The sequence below is a fragment of the Streptomyces sp. A18 genome, assembly GCF_059026065.1.
On record NZ_JBWLKL010000018.1, the window covers coordinates 86,572 to 104,134 of the forward strand.

16 protein-coding genes are annotated in these 17,563 nt (G+C 69.6%); 7 read left to right on the plus strand and 9 right to left on the minus strand.

Annotated features, from left to right (window positions below):
* Window positions 1-34 precede the first annotated feature (34 nt).
* From AC5P1C_RS25860 to AC5P1C_RS25870, 3 genes are all read right to left on the minus strand, one after another.
* Window positions 35-997 (minus strand): S8 family peptidase, encoded by a 963-nt coding sequence (locus AC5P1C_RS25860; RefSeq protein ID WP_493868312.1) that lies wholly within the window; start codon window positions 995-997, stop codon window positions 35-37.
* 169 nt (window positions 998-1,166) lie between these two features.
* On the minus strand, window positions 1,167-2,390 hold the full coding sequence (locus tag AC5P1C_RS25865) for a glycosyltransferase (RefSeq protein WP_493868313.1): 1,224 nt from the start codon (window positions 2,388-2,390) through the stop codon (window positions 1,167-1,169).
* Window positions 2,377-2,634 carry a hypothetical protein gene (locus tag AC5P1C_RS25870; protein ID WP_493868314.1) on the minus strand — a complete coding sequence of 86 codons (258 nt, stop codon included), beginning with the start codon at window positions 2,632-2,634 and terminating at the stop codon, window positions 2,377-2,379. Before AC5P1C_RS25870 ends, AC5P1C_RS25865 begins: the two co-directional genes overlap by 14 nt.
* Before the next feature lie 67 nt (window positions 2,635-2,701).
* Here AC5P1C_RS25870 and AC5P1C_RS25875 point away from each other — a divergent pair, with 67 nt between their 5' ends.
* Both AC5P1C_RS25875 and AC5P1C_RS25880 read left to right on the plus strand, forming a co-directional pair.
* Entirely contained in the window at window positions 2,702-3,139 is a 438-nt protein-coding gene (locus tag AC5P1C_RS25875) for a DUF6325 family protein (RefSeq protein WP_493868315.1), read from the plus strand.
* Window positions 3,140-3,185: 46 nt separating this feature from the next.
* Window positions 3,186-3,491, plus strand: coding sequence for an SHOCT domain-containing protein (locus AC5P1C_RS25880; protein ID WP_493868316.1), 306 nt, complete (start codon window positions 3,186-3,188; stop codon window positions 3,489-3,491).
* Between the two features lie 25 nt (window positions 3,492-3,516).
* On the opposite strand, the gene AC5P1C_RS25885 is transcribed toward AC5P1C_RS25880, so the two are convergent.
* From AC5P1C_RS25885 to AC5P1C_RS25910, 6 genes are all read right to left on the minus strand, one after another.
* Complete coding sequence (locus tag AC5P1C_RS25885; protein WP_493868317.1) at window positions 3,517-5,229, minus strand: aldehyde dehydrogenase family protein; 1,713 nt, start codon at window positions 5,227-5,229, stop codon at window positions 3,517-3,519.
* A 37-nt stretch (window positions 5,230-5,266) separates the two neighbouring features.
* Entirely contained in the window at window positions 5,267-6,583 is a 1,317-nt protein-coding gene (locus AC5P1C_RS25890) for an MFS transporter (RefSeq protein ID WP_493868318.1), read from the minus strand.
* 24 nt (window positions 6,584-6,607) lie between these two features.
* Window positions 6,608-7,543, minus strand: a complete 936-nt coding sequence (locus AC5P1C_RS25895; protein ID WP_493868319.1) for a TauD/TfdA dioxygenase family protein — start codon at window positions 7,541-7,543, stop codon at window positions 6,608-6,610.
* Window positions 7,544-7,743: 200 nt separating this feature from the next.
* Window positions 7,744-8,346 carry a TetR/AcrR family transcriptional regulator gene (locus AC5P1C_RS25900; protein WP_493868320.1) on the minus strand — a complete coding sequence of 201 codons (603 nt, stop codon included), beginning with the start codon at window positions 8,344-8,346 and terminating at the stop codon, window positions 7,744-7,746.
* A 57-nt stretch (window positions 8,347-8,403) separates the two neighbouring features.
* The gene (locus tag AC5P1C_RS25905) at window positions 8,404-9,423 is read right to left on the minus strand and encodes a DUF389 domain-containing protein (RefSeq protein WP_493868321.1); all 1,020 of its coding nucleotides are present in this window, start codon (window positions 9,421-9,423) and stop codon (window positions 8,404-8,406) included.
* Between the two features lie 13 nt (window positions 9,424-9,436).
* Window positions 9,437-10,828 carry a hypothetical protein gene (locus AC5P1C_RS25910; RefSeq protein WP_493868322.1) on the minus strand — a complete coding sequence of 464 codons (1,392 nt, stop codon included), beginning with the start codon at window positions 10,826-10,828 and terminating at the stop codon, window positions 9,437-9,439.
* Window positions 10,829-11,016: 188 nt separating this feature from the next.
* On the opposite strand from AC5P1C_RS25910, the gene AC5P1C_RS25915 reads away from it, so the two are divergent.
* The 5 genes from AC5P1C_RS25915 (at window position 11,017) to AC5P1C_RS25935 (ending at window position 17,543) form a co-directional block, all read left to right on the plus strand.
* On the plus strand, window positions 11,017-11,415 hold the full coding sequence (locus tag AC5P1C_RS25915) for an SHOCT domain-containing protein (protein ID WP_493868323.1): 399 nt from the start codon (window positions 11,017-11,019) through the stop codon (window positions 11,413-11,415).
* An 89-nt stretch (window positions 11,416-11,504) separates the two neighbouring features.
* Window positions 11,505-13,181: an aspartate-alanine antiporter gene (gene aspT, locus AC5P1C_RS25920; protein WP_493868324.1), complete on the plus strand. Its 1,677-nt coding sequence runs from the start codon at window positions 11,505-11,507 to the stop codon at window positions 13,179-13,181.
* Window positions 13,182-13,192: 11 nt separating this feature from the next.
* Window positions 13,193-14,896 (plus strand): aspartate-alanine antiporter, encoded by a 1,704-nt coding sequence (aspT, locus tag AC5P1C_RS25925; protein ID WP_493868325.1) that lies wholly within the window; start codon window positions 13,193-13,195, stop codon window positions 14,894-14,896.
* A gap of 44 nt (window positions 14,897-14,940) precedes the next feature.
* Window positions 14,941-16,590 carry a bifunctional aspartate transaminase/aspartate 4-decarboxylase gene (locus AC5P1C_RS25930; RefSeq protein WP_493868326.1) on the plus strand — a complete coding sequence of 550 codons (1,650 nt, stop codon included), beginning with the start codon at window positions 14,941-14,943 and terminating at the stop codon, window positions 16,588-16,590.
* 56 nt (window positions 16,591-16,646) lie between these two features.
* Window positions 16,647-17,543, plus strand: a complete 897-nt coding sequence (locus AC5P1C_RS25935) for an NAD-dependent protein deacetylase (protein ID WP_493868327.1) — start codon at window positions 16,647-16,649, stop codon at window positions 17,541-17,543.
* Window positions 17,544-17,563 lie beyond the last annotated feature (20 nt).

Here is a 17,563-nt window from a genome sequence, read left to right on the forward strand (position 1 = left end):
CACGCATGGGTGATGCTCCGTCACGCATGACGGCTCAGTTCTTGGAGGAGGCGGCCGCGGCCTTGGCGTCGACGATGCCCAGGCCCAGCTTGGCGAGTTCGTCCGGGTTCTTCGCCGTGTCGCGGATGGCCTTCATGATCTGGTCCGGGGTGCGGTCCTGCTGGTGGAGGAGCGCCGCGACGGAGGAGACGTAGGGGGCGGCCATGGAGGTGCCGTCCAATGGGCCGTACCCGCTGTCGTCCTTCAGCGTCTCCCTCGTCTTGTACCTCGGAAGGGTGGACAGGATGCCGACGCCTGGCGCCGAAACTGCTTGTTGCGCACCGAAGTTGGAGAACTCCGCGGGCTTGCCGTCCTGGTCGCTCGCGCCGACGACGAGGACAGGCGTGTCGACCTTGTACGGCTGAAGCGCTGTGCCCTCGTTGCCTGCCGCGGCTACCACGACCGCGCCCTTGCCGTGGGCGTGCGTGATGGCCTTGTTGAGGACACCGCCCTTGAGGAGGCGGGCCATCAGGCCGCTCTCGCCCAGGGAGAGGTTGATGACGTCGGCCCCGTGGTCGGCGGCCCAGGTGATGCCCTTGGTGATGTCGGCGTTGTCTCCGGTGCCGGCGGCTCCGAGCACCCGCACCGGCATGATCTTGGCGCCGGGGGCGCCGCCCGCGATGCCGACCCCGTTATCGGTGTGGGCGGCCGCGATGCCCGAGACGTGGGTGCCGTGGCCGTTCATGTCCTTTGGGTCGTCGTCGCCGTCCACGAAGTCGTGGCCGTCGACGAAGCGGCCCTTGAGGTCGGGGTGGTCGAGGTCGGCGCCGGTGTCGACGACCGCGATGACCGTGTCGTCGCCCTTGGTCTCGTCCCACGCGTCGGGCGCCTTCAGCGCGTCGAGCGCCCACTGCTGGCCCCGCATCGGATCGGGCTTGCTGTCCTCGCCGCAGGCGGTGGCGAGAAGCAGGGAGGCGGCGCTTGCCGCGACGAGCCGGGTACGGGTACGAGTACGCATGGTCCGAGCGTCGGGGTGGCGGGGGCCTACCGCATGTGGGGGCGGACCGTGCGGGGGACTTACTCGGGCCAAGTGCTGTGTCGCTGGCCGAGGCGGGGGCGTCGTGGTAGCGGACCGCGCGGCTCCCGTGTGGCCCGACCGGGGCAGGCGCGCAGACGTGGCGGGGCGATCAAGACGGACTCCGGGGCAGGTCCCAGACGACTCGCTTCTCGCGGGGCCCGCGCACGAGCCCCCTGGTCTGTGCGGAGATCGCGGCGAGGGCGTTGATGGTCCAGTAAGCCAGGGGGTAGAGCGGAAGCAGCAGGCACGCGTAGGGAAGCTTCGGGTCGAGGCGGAGTTCGACCACGGTGGCCACGGCGATCTGCAGCATGGCGATGACCGCGATACCCACGCCCCAGGCCAGCATCCACTGGAACTTGGTGTCCCCGGGGAAGCGGATCCAGTGGACGACTCCGTACACGGTGGCGATCAGCATGGTGATCACCCAGACGTAGGAGAGCAGGGCTTCCGCGGCGATCGGCCACATGGCCACGTTGCGAGGGCGGAAGACCCGGCGGCCGTGGGTGCGCAGGACCTCGCCCTGTCCTCGTGCCCAGCGGGTGCGCTGCGCCCAGATGCCGCGGACGGTCTGCGGGACCTCCATCCCGACCAGGGCGTCCGGCTCGAATCCGGTGAGATGCCCGGCTTCCAGGAGCCGCCAGGTGAGTTCGATGTCCTCGGTGGCCATCTGCGCGTCGTAGCCGCCGACGGCCAGGACGGCGTCGCGGCGGAAGAGGCCGAGCACTCCCGCCACGGTGCCCACCCGTCCTGCCAGGGCGTGGGTGCGGCGCATCAACCCGATCAGGGATGCCGTCTCCAGCATCTGCATGGTGGTGATCACGCTGCCCCGGTTGGTCACGCGCGGGCTCCCGGCGATGGCCGCGTAGCGCGGGGAGCGCATCATCCGGGCAGCGAGGTAGTGCACTGCCTCGGGATGAAGGTGGGTGTCCGCGTCGGTGACAAGGACCAGGTCGTGGCGGGCGCGGCGCATGCCGCCGTTGAGCCGGTCCGCCTTGCCCAGGTTGACGCCGTCGTCGAGCACGGTGATGCGGGGGTCGTCACCCGCGGCTGCGCGGGCCGCGGCGACGGTCGCGTCAGTGGACCCGTCGTTGAGGATCAGCACCTCGAGTTCGGGATAGTCCAGCCGGCGCAGCGCCTCGATGCAGCGGGAGATCACCTGCTCCTCGTTGTAGGCGGGGACGAGGACGGTGACTCCCGGCCAGCCGCCGGGCGGTCGGACCAGGCCGCGACGCTCCTCCAGGATCCGGAAGAGGACTCCGCCCACCATCCACGCGGCGCCTGTCACCACGGGATAGAACGCGAGGAAGACAAGGAGGAGGTCAATGAGGTGCACGGCGCTCCTCCCGACGCCTCAGGGCGATGCCTCCGGCCAGGGCGACCCCGAAGACCACCCAGGAGATCGCTGTGACGAACAGTAGGCGGCGCAGGATGTAGGTGTGCCCAAGGAGCACGACGGCGATGGAGCCTGCCACGATCCAGACGAGGGCTCCGAGAAGGAATGCGACTGCCTTGCGCGCCCGGGAGGCGGGCCGCGTGGGCTCGAAACTGACGCCGGGGCGTTCCCGCCGTGCCTGCATGAGCGCACCTCCAGCCATCACCCTATGCTCGCAATTGCCCGTTTCGCCCTTTTTGGAAGGTGGCCCCATGCGCAGTGACCTCGATGCCGACACCGTCGGCCCGGTGGACGTCGCCGTGGTCGCCTTCGAAGGCAACCGGTTCAACGGCGAGATCGCGCCCGCCTTGCGTGATCTGCAGAAGGACGGAACGGTACGCATCCTCGACCTGACGTTCGTGAGGAAGGCGAGCGACGGTTCGGTCGACGTCGTCGAACTCGCCGATCCGGAAGTGGCCGAGGCGTTCCAGGAGCTCACCGACGTCCAGTTCGACCTGCTCAGCGACGAGGATCTGCGAGCCGTCGCCGACAGCCTTCCTCCGGAGTCGTCGGCCGTGGTCGTGGCCTGGGAGAACACCTGGGCCGCTCGGCTCGGTGCCGCGGTCAGGGATTCGCGGGGCGATATCCGGCTGCTGGAGCGCATCCCCAGGGACACCGTCGTCAAGGCCGTCGCCGCCCTCGGCAACTGACCACCAGAGCCACCAAGCCACCGAGCCACCAGGAAGGACGGCTCTCATGCCGCAACGATTCGGACGGCCCGGCCTGCTGGGCACCATCGCGCGCACCGCGGTGATCTCGGGCACCGCCTCCGCTGTCTCCAACCGGGTGAACCGCGGCATGGCCGAGCGGGACATGCGCCGGGAGCTGGACACCCGGGCACCGCGGCCACCGGCGCCCGCGCAAGCGCCGCCGCCGGTGGCTGCCCAGGCTCCCGCCACGGACCGCGTCTCTCAGCTCACCGCCCTCGCCGACCTCAAGGCCCAAGGGCTTCTGACGGAGGAGGAGTTCGCCGCGGAGAAGGCACGGGTCCTCGATTCCTGATCCGGCGGCTGGCTCCCCTGTCGCATCAACCTCGCAGCGCCGACAGGAAGATGCCCGGCAGCCTGCTCACCTTCGGGTCCGTCGTATAGGCCGTGAGACGTTCCATCGTCGTACGGCCGGTGCGGTTGGTGACGTAGTACGGCGGCCGGGGCGACAGGGACGGGGAGCCGGTGAACATGCCGCGCGGTGACGGCGCGAACGGCGCCCGCAGCACCGTCTTCTCGACGTCTTCCAGCATGAACGCGTTGTGCACGAAGCCGATGCCGCTTCCGATCTCCTGGCGGGTGTGGCCGGGGAAGGCACCCCAGGGGGTGTAGCCGAGCAGGAAGCCGAAGGCCGACCAGCAGTTGATGCCGAGCGTGCCGTAGCGGAGCCCGGCGACGGCGTCCTCGACGGCCGCGCGGTGGGCGTGTTCCGTCCTGGGGTGGACGAGGAGGGTGGCGCCGAGGGTGCCGGGCAGCTTGTCGTTGGCGAACTCCGTTGCCGCACGCAGAAATTGGGCCGGGTCGCCGCCCGGGAGTCGCACCACGCCCAGGGCGCTGGCGAACACCTCGACGAGGAGCATCGCGTCGTCGGGGTCGGTGATGTCCGGTACGAGGAGTCGGCAGCGGTCTTCGCCGAGCACCTCCACCTCGGGGTGGTCCTGCGTGACGGCGTGCCGACGCTCGTCGGCGCCGGGGTAGTAGTCGGCGCGGGGCGGGAGTTCGCTCAGGACGCGGCGGATCTCGGCGAGCAGGCGCTCGGTGCCGTCCCAGTGGCGGGGTACGAGCAGGATCTGGCTGGCCACGCAGTTGTGGCCGGAGTTGTTCATCTTGCTGGTGACGATGTGCTCGGCCTGGAAGCGGAAGTCCGCCGCGCTCCATGGGCCCGGCGTCACGATGCAGGGACTGACGCCGCCCAATTCGCTGGTGAACGGCTTGTCGTTGAGCGGGGTGTCCGCGCACCGCCGGTCCTCGGCCTTCGCGTCGGTGCCCCACACGATGGCGTCGTGGGTGCGGTCGCTGCCGGTGACGTGGATGCTGTCGACACCCTCGTGCGTGGTCAGATACGCGCCCTCCGCCCCGCCTCCGTCGACGAAGCGGACCCAGCCGCGCTCGACGAACTCGGTGAAGACCTTCTCGAAGTGCGGCCTGAGATAGGCGTTGACCGGGTTCATCTTGGCGATGACGACCTGGCCCTCCGCGTAGAGCTTGTGCAGGATGTCGAGCGGGGTGATGGCCGCGACGTTACCGGCGCCGAGCACCAGCGCGACGGCGGGATCGCCCGGCCGCCCCCGGTACTCCCCCGCCGCCCGGGCGAGCACCTGCTCCCGCGTCGTGCCGGGCCGTGTCCACACCTGTGCCGTGAATCCGTTGAGCAGCAGGCGGTCGGAGGCGGTGGCGGGGAAGACCTCGACGACCGTGCGGCCGTCGTGGTGGCGTACGGCCTTGGCGTCGAGCGGGCCGGACCCCGCGGCCATCCGCCGCAGCACGTGCAGGTACGCGCTCACGGTCTGGGCCAGGGCCCACGGCGCGGTCACCCAGTCCTCGGCGGCCCACTCCGATGTGGCGGCGTACCCCTTGGCGCGGGCGGCGTCGGCCACCATGGCGGGCGCGCCGTCGGCGACCCGCGGGAGCATCCGCTCCAGCAGGCCGATCCGTTCCACGAGCGAGGCCTGGGTCCAGGACTCGGCGCGGTCGCGCAGGTCACCGACGGCACGATCGAGGGGGGCGATGTCGAGAGCGGGGGCGGCTGTCATGGGTCAACTCCAGTGAACGTACGACATGTTGGTGCGGTCAGATCGGTCGGCGGCTCAGGCGGGCGATGTCCCTGGCCGGGTCGATGAGCAGGAAGGAGGCGGCGGCTCCGACGGCAAGCAGGAGGCCGGAGAGCAGGACGGCGCTCTGGTAGCCGCCGTTGCCCTGGGCGTCGACCAGGGCACCGACGACGGCAGGGGCGGCCAGACCGGCCGCGGTCACCACCGCGTTCATGACGCCGAGCGCGCCCCCGCTCCTGGCGGGCGGTGCGACTTCGGCGACGGTGGTGGCGGCGATCGTGGCGTACGAGCCGCCGAGCCCGAAGCCGAGAGCGAGCAGGACGGTCTTGGCGGTCGAGCCGTCGACGAGCGGCAGGGCAAGGCAGCAGGCGGCGCCGGCCGCGAGCAGCCAGCCGCCCGCCCAGCCACGGGCGCGGCGACTGCTGACGCCGCGCCGCATCAAGCGGCTGGTGATGCCCGCCTGACCGAGCAGTACGACGGCACCGATCGTCCACGGCGCGATGACGACGGTGCCCGCCTCGTCGGCCGAGTACCCGAGGCCGTTGCGCAGGTACGACGGCAGCCACACCAGCATCAGGGCCACGGTCCAGTAGCTGGTGAAGTAGGCGAGGGTGGCGCCGATCCAGGTGCGGGTGGCGAGGATCCGGCGGTAGGGGACGGACCTCTCCGGCGCGTTCTCCGGCGCGGTGGGCTTCCCGGACGTCTCGGCCGCGCCGTGCCGGCCGTCCGCGCCGAAGACCATCCAGGCCGCGGCCCACACCAGGCCCACCGCCGAGAGCACCCACAACGCGGCCCGCCAGCCATGGTTCTGGATGATCCACGAAAGGCCGGGCGCGGACACGATCACGCCGAGCGTGACGCCGAGCGTGATCAGCGCGCCGGGCAGGTTGCGCCGGTGGTTGGGGAACCATGCCAGCGTTGCCTGTTGGGCGACGGGGAAGGCCGGCCCCTCGGCCGCCCCGAGGAAGACCCGCGAGACGACGAGGACGGCCAGGCCGCCGCCGATCGCCGCGGGCACCTGCGCGACGGACCACAGCAGGGCCATCACCAGGAGCAGCACCTTCGGTGACACCCGGTCGGCGGCGAGACCGACGACGACCGCGGCCACGGAGAAGAGCAGGAAGAACGCGCTGCTGGCGAGCCCGAACTGGGTGGCGCTCAGCTGCAGATCGGCGCGGATCTCGTCGGCGGCCAGGCCGAGGACGGACTTGTCCGCGAAGTTGACCATCATGAAGACCACGAGCAGCGCGGTCACCGTCCAGGCGCGGACGTCGCTGCTGCCGGTGGCCTTGATGGTCCCGGTGGAATGCTGAGGAACAGGCGGTGCCGCGGTCATCGGAGCTCCCGGGGAATCAGGTGGTCAGGAAAGCGGGACTCCGGCGATGGCGATGCGCTCCATCACCCGGCGCTGCGGGAAGTAGTCGTTGACCGCGTAGTGCTGGACGGCGATGTTGTCCCAGATCGCGACCGAGTCGGGCTCCCAGTGGAAGCGGATCTGGAACTCGGGGATGCGCGCCTGGAGCACCAGGATGTCGAGCAGTTCGCGGCTCTCGGCGTCGGACACGCCCTTGATGCAGCGGGTGAACGGCTCGTTGACGTACAGGGTCCTGCGGCCGCTGCGCGGGTGGCGCACCACGACCGGGTGCTCGACCTGCGGCCAGCTCGTGCGGAAGGCGGCCTTCTGCTCGTCGTTCATCAGCGCGCCCCAGCTGGCCTCCCAGTCGTGGACGGCCACCAGGCTCTCGATGCGCTCCTTGAGGTCCTCGGGCAGGTTGTCGTACGCGGCGGCCATGTCGGCCCACATGGTGTCGCCGCCGGCGGCGGGCACTTCCACTGCGCGCAACACGGCGCCGAGGGACGGATTGGCCATGAACGAGTGGTCGCTGTGCCAGATGTTCTTGTTGCCCGCGGCCTTGGCGTCCTTGGCGAGCCGGGAGACGCCGGCCGTGTCGGTCTTGGCGAAGAACGGGTTGGGTTCCGGCGAGCCCCAGATGCCGGACAGCGCGAGTTGGTGCTCGGCGGTGAAGCCGGTCTGCCCGCGGAAGAAGATCACCTTCCATTCCAGGAGCACCTGCCGCAGTTCCTCGGCGAGGTCATCGCGGATCGGCCGTGTCAGATCGACGCCGCCGAGGACGGCGCCGAAGTGCGGGGTGAGCGGGGCGATGTCGAGCAGCTCGTACGTGGACTGCTCGGCGCCGGGAGCGAGGCGGTCCAGGGTCCTGCGCCCGTAGTGCATCAGGGGCTTGTCCAGTACCGGCTTGGGGTCGGCCACGGGGGCCGTCGCGACGTCGCGCATGGGGGTCCTCCCAACATCGAACTCTTATTACGTAACCGGCAGTATCGATATTGAGGTGTGGCAGGGCAAGGGGTTGGGGCGAGTTGATTTCGCGGATGTCCCAGGAGGCACGGCCCCGCCTCGCGGGCACGCCGGACAGCGCGCCGGCACCGCAATTCACCAGGCGCGCAAAGGATGTGGCGTTATGTCCGCCCCAGGTGTCAGGGGCCGGCGGCGACCGCCCTGCCGATCAGGTCGGTCACCGACTCCACAAGCCCTTCGTCCGGCATCCGCTGCTCGGCGACCAGCCGGAAGACCAGCGAAGAGGCGACAAGCGTCGCGGCCGCTGCCAGATCGGCGTCGGGCCGTACGTCGCCGCGCGCCGCCCCCCGCTCCAGTACGTGCCGTGTCTCGCTCATCACCCGTGCCGAGTACGCGCGAAACGCCTCGCGCACCGCACCCTCCTCCCCTGTCGCGCCGATCACTCCGGCGAGGAGACGGTCGATGCCGGGCTGCCGGTATGCCTCCATCCGCGCCGTGAGGACCGCATGGAGCTCGGCCCGGAAATCTCCCATGTCGGGCACGGCCAGCGGACCGATCCGCGACTCGGCGGCGGCGATGAAGAGATCCTGTTTGGTGGGCCAACGCCGGTAGATGGCCGGCTTGCTCACGGCTGCACGGGCCGCGACGGCGTCCATGGTCAGCGCCCCCATGCCGCTCTCCGCCACCAGTTCGACGACGGCGTCCAACACGGCCCCGGTGACCCGCTCCTCGCGCGGCCGCCCCCGCCCCCTGCGCGCATGCTGCACCTGCTCATCGCCCATGCCCAGACCCTACGCGGGCAGCACGCGCCGGTGCCCGAGTGGTGGCCGCCACGCTGCTCAGCTGCGCGCCGCCTCCTTCACCGTGCAAGTGTCCGTGTCCGACGGGCACCAATGCGTCCGGCCGCCCACGAGATGGAGTTCGAGGTCCGCGTCCGCCATGCCGTGGCGGTCGAGGGCGGCGCGCAGCGCGGTGGGCGCGGGCTGGGGCGGCAGGCCGAGGACACCGATGACGACGATGCCGTTGCGGGCCTCGACCGACGCGATCTGCCACTTGCCGGTGGCCGCCCACCGCTCGGCGACCGGCCTGGCATCGGCGGCGAGCACCCGGTCCCGGGCGACGGTGATCGTGCCGGTGGTGAGCGGCACCGCGATCAGCAGGACCACCACGGCCACCGCGACCAGGGTCCGGCCGTGGAACTCGCCTACGCGCAGGCCCGATTCCTGGGCCGCGCCCCGGATTCCGTACGCCAGGAACACGATGGTCCCGGTGGCCACGATGGCGGCCACATTGGTCGCGAACAGCAGCGCTGACTCACTGGCGTCGTGATAGCGGCCGACCGTGACGAGCAGCCCGGTCACGGCCAGCGGCGGCACGAGGGAGATGGCGATCGCGACGCCGGGCAGAGTGTCGGAGATGTCGGCGCGGACGAGGGCGAAGGCACCGACCGTGCCGGTGGCCAGGGCCGCCAGCAGGTCGATGAGACGCGGGCTGATCCGCGAGGACACCTGGCTGTTGGAGGCGAAGCCGTCCGGTGGGGCGGCGATCCAGCCGAGCAGCATCCCGATCGCCACCACGGCGAGGGCGCCGCCGAGCACCAGCAGGGCGCACCGCACCACCTGCGACCGGTCGGCGAGGACCAGAGCCAGCGCGCTGCCCAGGATCGGCGTCATCAGCGGCGCGACGATCATCGCGCCGATGACGGTCGCGGTGGAGTCGCCCACGACGCCCGCGCTCGCGATGACCGCGGCCAGGACGAGGAGGCCCCAGAACCGCGTCGAACTCGGGCTGCGGAGCGAGCGCTCGATGAACAGGGTGTCGGTCATCCGACGGACCGCGACCGCGTCTGCTGATGCCATGCCCGGTGTCCCCTCAGGCGGTGCCGCCGGCCACCGGCCGGCCGCCGTCGTGCCGCTTTCCGCCCAGGAACTCCACGACCGCCAGCAGGAGCAGCAGGCACAGCGCGATCCCGACGACGACCCAGCCCGTCGGGTAGGACCACAGCAGATAGACGACGAGCGCCGCGGCCACCAGCACCCAGGTGATCCAGGTGCGGTAGCGGCGGACGAAGGGAGCGACCGGGCCAAGACGCATCCCGGCGTGGTCCGCGGTGGACCGCATGGCCCCGATGCCCGACGTCCACAGACCGCGCACCAGCCTGGCGCGCCGGCCCCCGCCGGTGAGCCAGGCCGCCAGGGCGACCACCACACCGAGCGCCACGACCATGCGGACCGTGGTGAACAGGAAGTGGGTCATGGTGTCGTACACCGCCCCAGCCGCGTCCTGCGAGACGTTCGCGGGCAGCCGGTCGAGGTAGAGCACCCGGAAGACGCGCAGCCCGATCCCGAGCAGCCCGGTGGCCACGGCGACGGCCAGCGCCGCGGTGACCAGAGTCCTTCGCTTGCGTACGGAGAGCAGGACACCGGCGGCGACGAGCACCAGGGCAATGACGGGGAGCCAGTTCCCGGCCAGTTGCAGCAGCCGCACATACGTCTTGGCCTTGCCGATCTCCTCCGACCTGACGAGGGTGAAGTCGGTGTGGACCTCGGGGATCCTGCCCGCAACCGTCATTCCCTCGTCGACGAGGCGCTCCTTGACGCGGTCGACGAGCGGCGCCAGATCGAGGGTGACCGTGTCTCCCTCCAGCTTCACCGCGCCCCCTCCGCTTCCGGTCAACGCCTTGTCGAGTGAGCTGTGGGCCTGCCGGTTGACCTGCTTCCAGATGTTCAGAAACGCCTGCGACCCGGCCACGGCACGCGCCTTGTCGTGCACGAAGCTGCGCACGGCGCCCTCCAGGGAGCCGCCCAGCTTGCCCAGGGCCTTCTCCAGGCGGGGCCGGTCGGCGGCGGGGGCGTCGGACAGGAGCGTCGCCAGGTCGATGCGGGTCATCAGCGCGTCCGTGGCACGGTCGGCGACGGCGTCCTGCACATCGGGGTCGGAGGCGAGCGGGCCGATCGTGTCGACGTAGCGGTCCGTGTCGCCGACCGTGTCGGCCGCCCAGGAGGCGACGACGGCCAGCGGCGCGAGCACACATCCGATCACGATGAGCACCGCCGCAAGGAACGACCGGCCCCGGTGCCGGCGGCCGCCCTTGGCGCGCTCGGACTCCAGTACCGCCACCCGGCCGCGCAGGTCCCGGAGTTCGGCCTGCTCGTCCGCGCTGACCGGCGCCTTGTCGTCTGCCACCGTTGCCTCCTGGTCCGGGTCGGGCGACACACCGGCGACGCCGCGGACCGCGACAGGGATGAGGACGCCGTTGCGCATGGAGCCGCACCGGTCCGTTCTCGGACGGCGCTCTGCCATCACTCTCACCGCAGACCGGTTCAGCCGCCATGCGAATCACTGCGCATGAATGGGCTCCGGGCCCTCTCGGGATTCGCTGGAAATGCGGGGCGAAGAAGCACGGGAGATACTGCTCGGCACGATCCGTGCCATCTGAAAAGAGGGACGCCATGGACGACTACCCGCTTCTCGACGTCTTCCTGACAATGCTGTACTTCTTCCTGTGGATCGTGTGGTTCTTCCTGCTGTTCCGCGTCGTCATGGACATCTTCCGCGACGACGATCTGAGCGGCTGGACCAAGGCGGCATGGCTCGTCTTCTGCATCGTCCTGCCGTACCTCGGAGTGCTCGTCTACGTCATCGCGCGAGGTCGCGGGATGGGTCGGCGTGACGTGAAGCAGGCGAAGGAGTCGGAAGCGGCGTTCCAGGAGTACGTCCGCAAGGCCGCGGCAAGCGCGAACACCGGGACGAGCGGGACAGACGAACTCGCGAAGCTCTCCGAACTGCGCGCGTCCGGTGCGCTCACCGACGAGGAATTCCAAAAGGCGAAGACCAAGCTGCTCGCCTAAGGGTCGCAGTCCGTGTGGCAGCGTTGAGAGTTGGGCCTTAGTTTCCCCATATGACAAATATTGTCGCTGTCGAGATTCACTGAGTCGCCGTGGGCGTACTCAAGGATCACCCCGAACTCGTCCTTTTCGCGAGCCTCGCGCTCGGCTACCTCGTCGGGAAACTGCGTGTGGGGCCGCTGACCCTGGGCGGCATCTGCGGAACGCTGATCGTCTCGCTGCTCCTCGGCGCCTGGACCAAAGCCGAAGTCTCCGACGACGTGAAGACCGTCTTCTTCGCCCTGTTCATCTTCGCCCTCGGCTACATGGCCGGGCCGCAGTTCTTCCGCAACCTCAACAGGAAGAGCCTGCGGTTCTTCGTGCTCTGCGGCATCGAGCTGGTCAGTGTCCTCGGCCTCGCCCTGGGCATCGCCAAGTGGTTCGACCTGGACGTCGGCACCGCATCGGGCATCCTGGCAGGCGCCGCCACCGAGTCGGCCGTGGTCGGCACGGCCACCGAGTCGATCGGCAAGCTCAGTGGCCTGAGCGCCGACCAGATCTCCGAGTACCAGGGCAACGTCGCGACCGCGTACACGGTCTGCTACCTGTTCGGCCTGATCACGATCGTGCTCTACACGAGCCAGATCATGCCGATGCTGCTGCGCGTCAACCTCCGGGACTCGGCCCGCGAACTGTGGGAGCGCACGCGCAGCAGCGGCAGCCTCGAGGCGGACGAACGGCCCGCCCTGCCGGGCATGGTGGGCCGCACGTATCTGGTGACAGCAGCCGACGGGCGGACCGTCGCGGACCTGGAGTCCCAATTCGACGAGCGGGTCACCCTGGAGTCCGTCAAACGCGGCAGCAAGGTACTCACGCCCTCCCCTGATCTGGAGCTGACCCTCTCCGACCTGGTGCTCGTGGTGGGACGGCGGGCGAACACCATCGAGGCGGGGCGGCTCATCGGACCGGAGACACCGGGCGTGCCCGGTCTTGACTCACCGCTCGCCACCAAGCAGGTGTCGATCACCCGGAAGTCCGACGACGGCAAGACGATCGACCAGCTCCAGCGGGAGAACCCCGAGTTCCTCACGGACGGCGTCTACGTCACCGACCTCACGCGCGCCGACACGGACATGCCCGCCAACGGCGACACGGTCGTGCACCGCGGCGACGTCCTCACCCTGGTGGGCGCCCGCTCGGGCCTGAGCAAGCTGGTGACGAGGCTGGGGTCGGTCGTCAAGAACGACGCGACCGACTTCATCTACCTCGGGCTCGGCATCGCGGCCGGTTCACTGCTCGGACAGGTCGTCGTCAAGTTCGGCGACGTCCCGCTGTCGCTCGGGACCGGAGGCGGCTGTCTGATCTCGGGGCTGCTGTTCGGCTGGTTCCGCTCGCGCAGCCAGACGTTCGGCGCGTTCCCGCCGCAGGCCGCCTCGACCATCAAGGACATGGGCCTCGCGGTCTTCATCGCCTGTACGGGGCTCGTGTCGGGGCCGCAGGCGTGGCCGCTGCTCAAGGAGTACGGGGCCCTGCTGCCGTTCGCCGGCATCGCCATGGTGCTGGTGCCCGCGACGATCTCGCTGATCGTGGGCCGCAAGCTGCTGAAGATCGAGCCCCCGCTGCTGATCGGTGCCATCGCGGGCCAGCAGTGCTCCACCCCGGCGATCACCGCGGTCACCCAGGTGGCGCAGTCATCGGTGCCGATGCTCGGATACACGATCACCTACGCCCTGTCGAACTTCCTTCTCCCGCTGACCGGCCCGGTGCTCGTCGGTGTACTGGGCAACTGAGGGAGTTACTCGTGATCGACTTCCTGAATCGGAACATCTTCCAGCCCCATCCGGAGCTGCTGGTGTTCCTGACCGTCGCCCTGGGCTTCCTCGTCGGGAAGCTGCGCTACAGAGCCATCGCGCTGGGCGCGGTCACCGGCTGCCTGGTGGCGGGCCTCGTGCTCGGCGCGCAGTTCAAGGTGACCATCGACGGGACCGTGAAGAACTTGTTCTTCACCATGTTCCTGTTCGCACTCGGCTACAAGGTCGGCCCGCAGTTCTTCCGCGGTCTGAAGAAGGATGGCCTGCCGCAGGTGGTCAACGCGGTCATCGTCTGTGCCACGGGCCTACTGGTGTGCTGGGGCTTCGCGGCCCTGCTCGGCTACGGTCCGGGGCTCAGCGCCGGGCTGCTCGGCGGGGCCCTCACCCAGTCCGCGGTGATCGGTGTCGCGCAGGACGCCATCGACAACCTGCCGGGCCTGTCGTCCGGGCAGGTCAAGACCGAGGAGAACCTCGTCGCGGTCGGGTACGCGGTGACGTATCCGCTCGGCACGATCCTGTGCGCGATGCTGCTCGCCAACGTCCTGCCGAAGCTGTACCGCAAGGACCTCGCCGCCGAATCGGCCGCTCTGGCAGCCGAGTTGGACGCGCCCGAGGACGACCCCGACCTGCACGAGGGCTACTACGAAGTCGTGCTGCGCGCCTACACCATCCAGCGCCCGGACATCGTCGGCCGCACCATCGACGACTTCGAGCAGCAGCAACAGCAGCTCGGCCACCGGATCTACATCACGCGCGTACGCCGTGCCGGCCGGATCCTCGACCACGACCAGCGCACGGTGCTGCGCGAGGGCGACGTCATCGCGCTGAGCGCGTTGCGCGGCTCCCTCGTCGACTACGACGCCCGGACCCACATCGGCGGCGAGACCGACGACGTGGAGCTGCTCGGCTACCAGACGGAAACCCTGCACGTAGTGGCCTCGGAGAAGGCCCAACTCGGCAGAAGCATCGCCGAGTTGCGCAAGGCGCCGTTCATGGTCGGCGTCTACGTCGACAAGCTCTACCGCTCCGGCGCCGAGTTCCCCTACCGGCTCTCCACGAAGATCGAGCGCGGCGACACCCTGATCCTGACCGGCCCCAAGCGGCTCGTCGACCCGGCGGGCAGGGAGCTCGGCAAGCCGGTGCCGACATCGTTCGCGACCGACATGATCTGGGTGGGGATCGGCATCTTCCTCGGCGGTTGCGTCGGCATCCCGGCGCTCACCGCGGGCGGCGTGCCGATCTCGCTGTCCACGTCCGGCGGCGCGCTCATCATGGGCCTGGTCTTCGGCTGGATCCGTGGCAGGTACCCGACGTTCGGCAATGTCCCGCCCGGCGCCCAGTGGTTCATGGACACGCTCGGCCTGTGCCTGTTCGTCGCGGTCGTCGGTATCAACGCGGGCCCGAGCTTCACCTCCGGCCTGTCGACGGCGGGCTGGGGCCTGCTGGTCTTCGGCGCGGTGGCCACCGTGATCCCACTGATCGTCGGCTTCCTGTTCGGCCACTACGTCCAGAAGATCCGCTTCCCGATCCTGATGGGAGTCCTGGCGGGCGGCCAGACCACCACGGCCGCCATCGGCGCGATCAACGAGCAGTCCAAGTCCCAGGTGCCGACGCTCGGTTACACGATCCCGTACGCCGTCGGAAACGTGCTGCTGACCATTTGGGGCGCCGTGATCGTCCTCCTCCACCACTGAGCCACTCCGCCACCGCGCAAGCCGCGAGCCCGTAAGGAAGAACCATGCCCAAGACGCCCCTCACCCGCGAGCAGATCAAGCACTACGCCCAGCTCTCTCCCTTCGAGCTCAAGAACGTCTTCATCGACCTCGCCAAGGACGTGCAGGCGGACAAGCCTGGCCAGAAGGGCACGTCCAGCGTCCAGATGCTCAACGCGGGCCGCGGCAACCCCAACTGGGTCGCCACGGGGCCCCGCGAGGCGTTCCACGCCCTCGGCCACTTCGCGCTCGCCGAGTCGCGGCGCGTGTGGACGGCCGACAACCTGGGCGGCATGCCGGAGAAGGAGGGCGCCCACGAACGCTTCGACACGTTCGTCCGCACCCACCCCGACCTGCCCGGCATCGAACTGCTCGCCCAGTGCGTCCAACTCGGCGTCCAGCGCTTCGGGTTCGACAAGGACACCTTCGTGCACGAGCTCGCCGACAGCTCCATCGGTGACAACTACCCGGTGCCGGACCGGATCCTGGCGCACGTGCAGGAAATCGTCCGTGGCTACATCGCGGACGAGATGTTCGACAAGAAGCCACCCGCCGGTGACATCTCGTACTTCGCGACCGAGGGCGGCACCGCCGCCATGTGCTACATCTTCGACTCGCTCATGAAGAACGGGATCCTGCACAAGGGCGACAAGATCGCGCTCATGGTCCCGGTCTTCACCCCGTACATCGAGATCCCCGAACTCGACACGTACGAGTTCGACGTGACGTACGTGGAAGCCAGCATGTTCGCCGAGACCGGCGTGCGCGAGTGGCGCTACCCGGAGGAGGAGGTCGCCAAGCTCGCGGACCCGGAGATCAAGCTGGTCTGCCTGGTCAACCCCTCCAACCCGCCGTCCCTGGCGCTGTCACAGCGCGTCACGAACCAGATCAAGGACATCGTCGCGAAAGAGAACCCGAACCTGCTCATCGTCACCGACGACGTGTACGGGACGTTCGTGCCGGGCTTCCGCTCCATCGCCGCCGATCTGCCGCGCAACACCCTGCTCGTGTACTCCTACTCGAAGCACTACGGCTGCACCGGCTGGCGGCTCGGTGTCATCGGACTGCACGACGACAACGTCATCGACGAGACGCTCGCCAAGCTGCCGGCAGCGGACAAGGAGCGTCTGAACAAGCGGTACGGAACGCTGACACTGGAGCCGGAGAAGATCAGGTTCATCGACCGGCTGGTCGCCGACTCCCGGCAAGTGGCCCTCAACCACACGGCGGGCCTCTCGCTCCCTCAGCAGGTGATGCTCGCCCTGTTCTCCCTCTTCGACATGCTGGAGGAGGGCCAGGCGTACAAGCTGCGGATCCGCGCGATCGTGCGGCAGCGCCTCGAACTCCTCCTGGAGGGCTCGCAGATGAAGGTCGCCGACGATCCGCAGCGGGCCGGGTACTACATCGAGCTGGATCTCCTCGCACAGGCACAGCTGGAGCACGGCGAGGAGTTCGCGGCGTACCTGCAGAAGACCTACGAGCCGGTCGACGCGCTCTTCCGACTGGCCCAGCAGACGGGCGTGGTGCTCCTGAACGGCGGCGGCTTCGAGGGCCCCGAGTGGTCGGTGCGCGTATCGCTGGCCAACCTCGACGACCTGGACTACCTGAAGATCGGCCACCATCTGCGGGAGATCTTCAACGACTACGCGGCGGAATGGCGGACGTCGGTGGCGTAGAGACCGGGAAGGGGCACCCACTCCGGCACCCACTCCCCTGCCCGTAAGCTGACAGCATGCGGATGCGACCCACGCTGACCTGGGAGCCCACCGGCGACCTGCCCCCGGCCTCGACCGATCTGAGCACCGTCGTCGAGGCCGTCCGGCAGGGCGGTGTCGCCGTACTGAGCGGTGCGGGCCTCTCCACCGAGTCGGGCATCCCGGACTACCGCGGGGAGCACGGGTCCCTGCGCCGACGGCACATTCCCATGACGTTTCAGGACTTCACGGGCGGTGAGCAGGCGCGGCAGCGCTACTGGGCCCGCAGCCACCTGGGGTGGCGGGCGATGACCCGGGCCCGCCCGAACGCCGGCCACCGGGCCGTGGCGGCGCTGACCGACGCGGGCCTGGTCACCGGCGTGATCACACAGAACGTCGACGGACTGCAGCAGTCCGCGGGGGTACGCGACGTCGTGGAACTCCATGGCCGTCTGAGCCGTGTCGTCTGCCTCAGCTGTGGTCACCTCAGCACCCGCACAGACCTTGATCACCGGTTGCGGGAGGCCAACCCGCAGTTCGAGGCCATCGCCGCGCGCCATCGTGCCGCGCGGGTCAATCCGGACGGTGACGTGGAACTGCCCGAGGAGGCGGTCCGGGCGTTCAACACCGTGGCGTGTACGGCGTGCGGAGTGGGAGTGCTCAAGCCCGATGTCGTCTTCTTCGGCGAGAACGTCCCTCCCGAGCGGGTGGCGGCCTGCCGGCTCCTCGTCGAGGAGGCGACCACCCTGCTCGTGCTCGGCTCGTCCCTGACCGTCATGTCGGGGCTGCGTTTCGTGCGCCATGCGTCACAGTCCGGCGTCCCGGTCCTGATCATCAACCAGGGCCCGACGCGAGGCGACCGCTGGGCCACCCACCGCATCGAACTGCCCCTCGGCCAGGCCCTGTCCGACGTGGTGGCCGAGGTGTGCGCCTGATTCCCCTGCTCCATCTCACG

Bases quoted from the DNA above. Each gene is read 5' to 3' on its own strand.
- AC5P1C_RS25860 (WP_493868312.1), bottom strand. From the start codon at position 997: ATGCGTACTCGTACCCGTACCCGGCTCGTCGCGGCAAGCGCCGCCTCC.
- AC5P1C_RS25870 (WP_493868314.1), bottom strand. From the start codon at position 2,634: ATGCAGGCACGGCGGGAACGCCCCGGCGTCAGTTTCGAGCCCACGCGG.
- AC5P1C_RS25875 (WP_493868315.1), top strand. From the start codon at position 2,702: ATGCGCAGTGACCTCGATGCCGACACCGTCGGCCCGGTGGACGTCGCC.
- AC5P1C_RS25880 (WP_493868316.1), top strand. From the start codon at position 3,186: ATGCCGCAACGATTCGGACGGCCCGGCCTGCTGGGCACCATCGCGCGC.
- AC5P1C_RS25885 (WP_493868317.1), bottom strand. From the start codon at position 5,229: ATGACAGCCGCCCCCGCTCTCGACATCGCCCCCCTCGATCGTGCCGTC.
- AC5P1C_RS25890 (WP_493868318.1), bottom strand. From the start codon at position 6,583: ATGACCGCGGCACCGCCTGTTCCTCAGCATTCCACCGGGACCATCAAG.
- AC5P1C_RS25895 (WP_493868319.1), bottom strand. From the start codon at position 7,543: ATGCGCGACGTCGCGACGGCCCCCGTGGCCGACCCCAAGCCGGTACTG.
- AC5P1C_RS25900 (WP_493868320.1), bottom strand. From the start codon at position 8,346: ATGGGCGATGAGCAGGTGCAGCATGCGCGCAGGGGGCGGGGGCGGCCG.
- AC5P1C_RS25905 (WP_493868321.1), bottom strand. From the start codon at position 9,423: ATGGCATCAGCAGACGCGGTCGCGGTCCGTCGGATGACCGACACCCTG.
- AC5P1C_RS25910 (WP_493868322.1), bottom strand. From the start codon at position 10,828: ATGCGCAACGGCGTCCTCATCCCTGTCGCGGTCCGCGGCGTCGCCGGT.
- AC5P1C_RS25915 (WP_493868323.1), top strand. From the start codon at position 11,017: ATGGACGACTACCCGCTTCTCGACGTCTTCCTGACAATGCTGTACTTC.
- AC5P1C_RS25930 (WP_493868326.1), top strand. From the start codon at position 14,941: ATGCCCAAGACGCCCCTCACCCGCGAGCAGATCAAGCACTACGCCCAG.
- AC5P1C_RS25935 (WP_493868327.1), top strand. From the start codon at position 16,647: ATGCGGATGCGACCCACGCTGACCTGGGAGCCCACCGGCGACCTGCCC.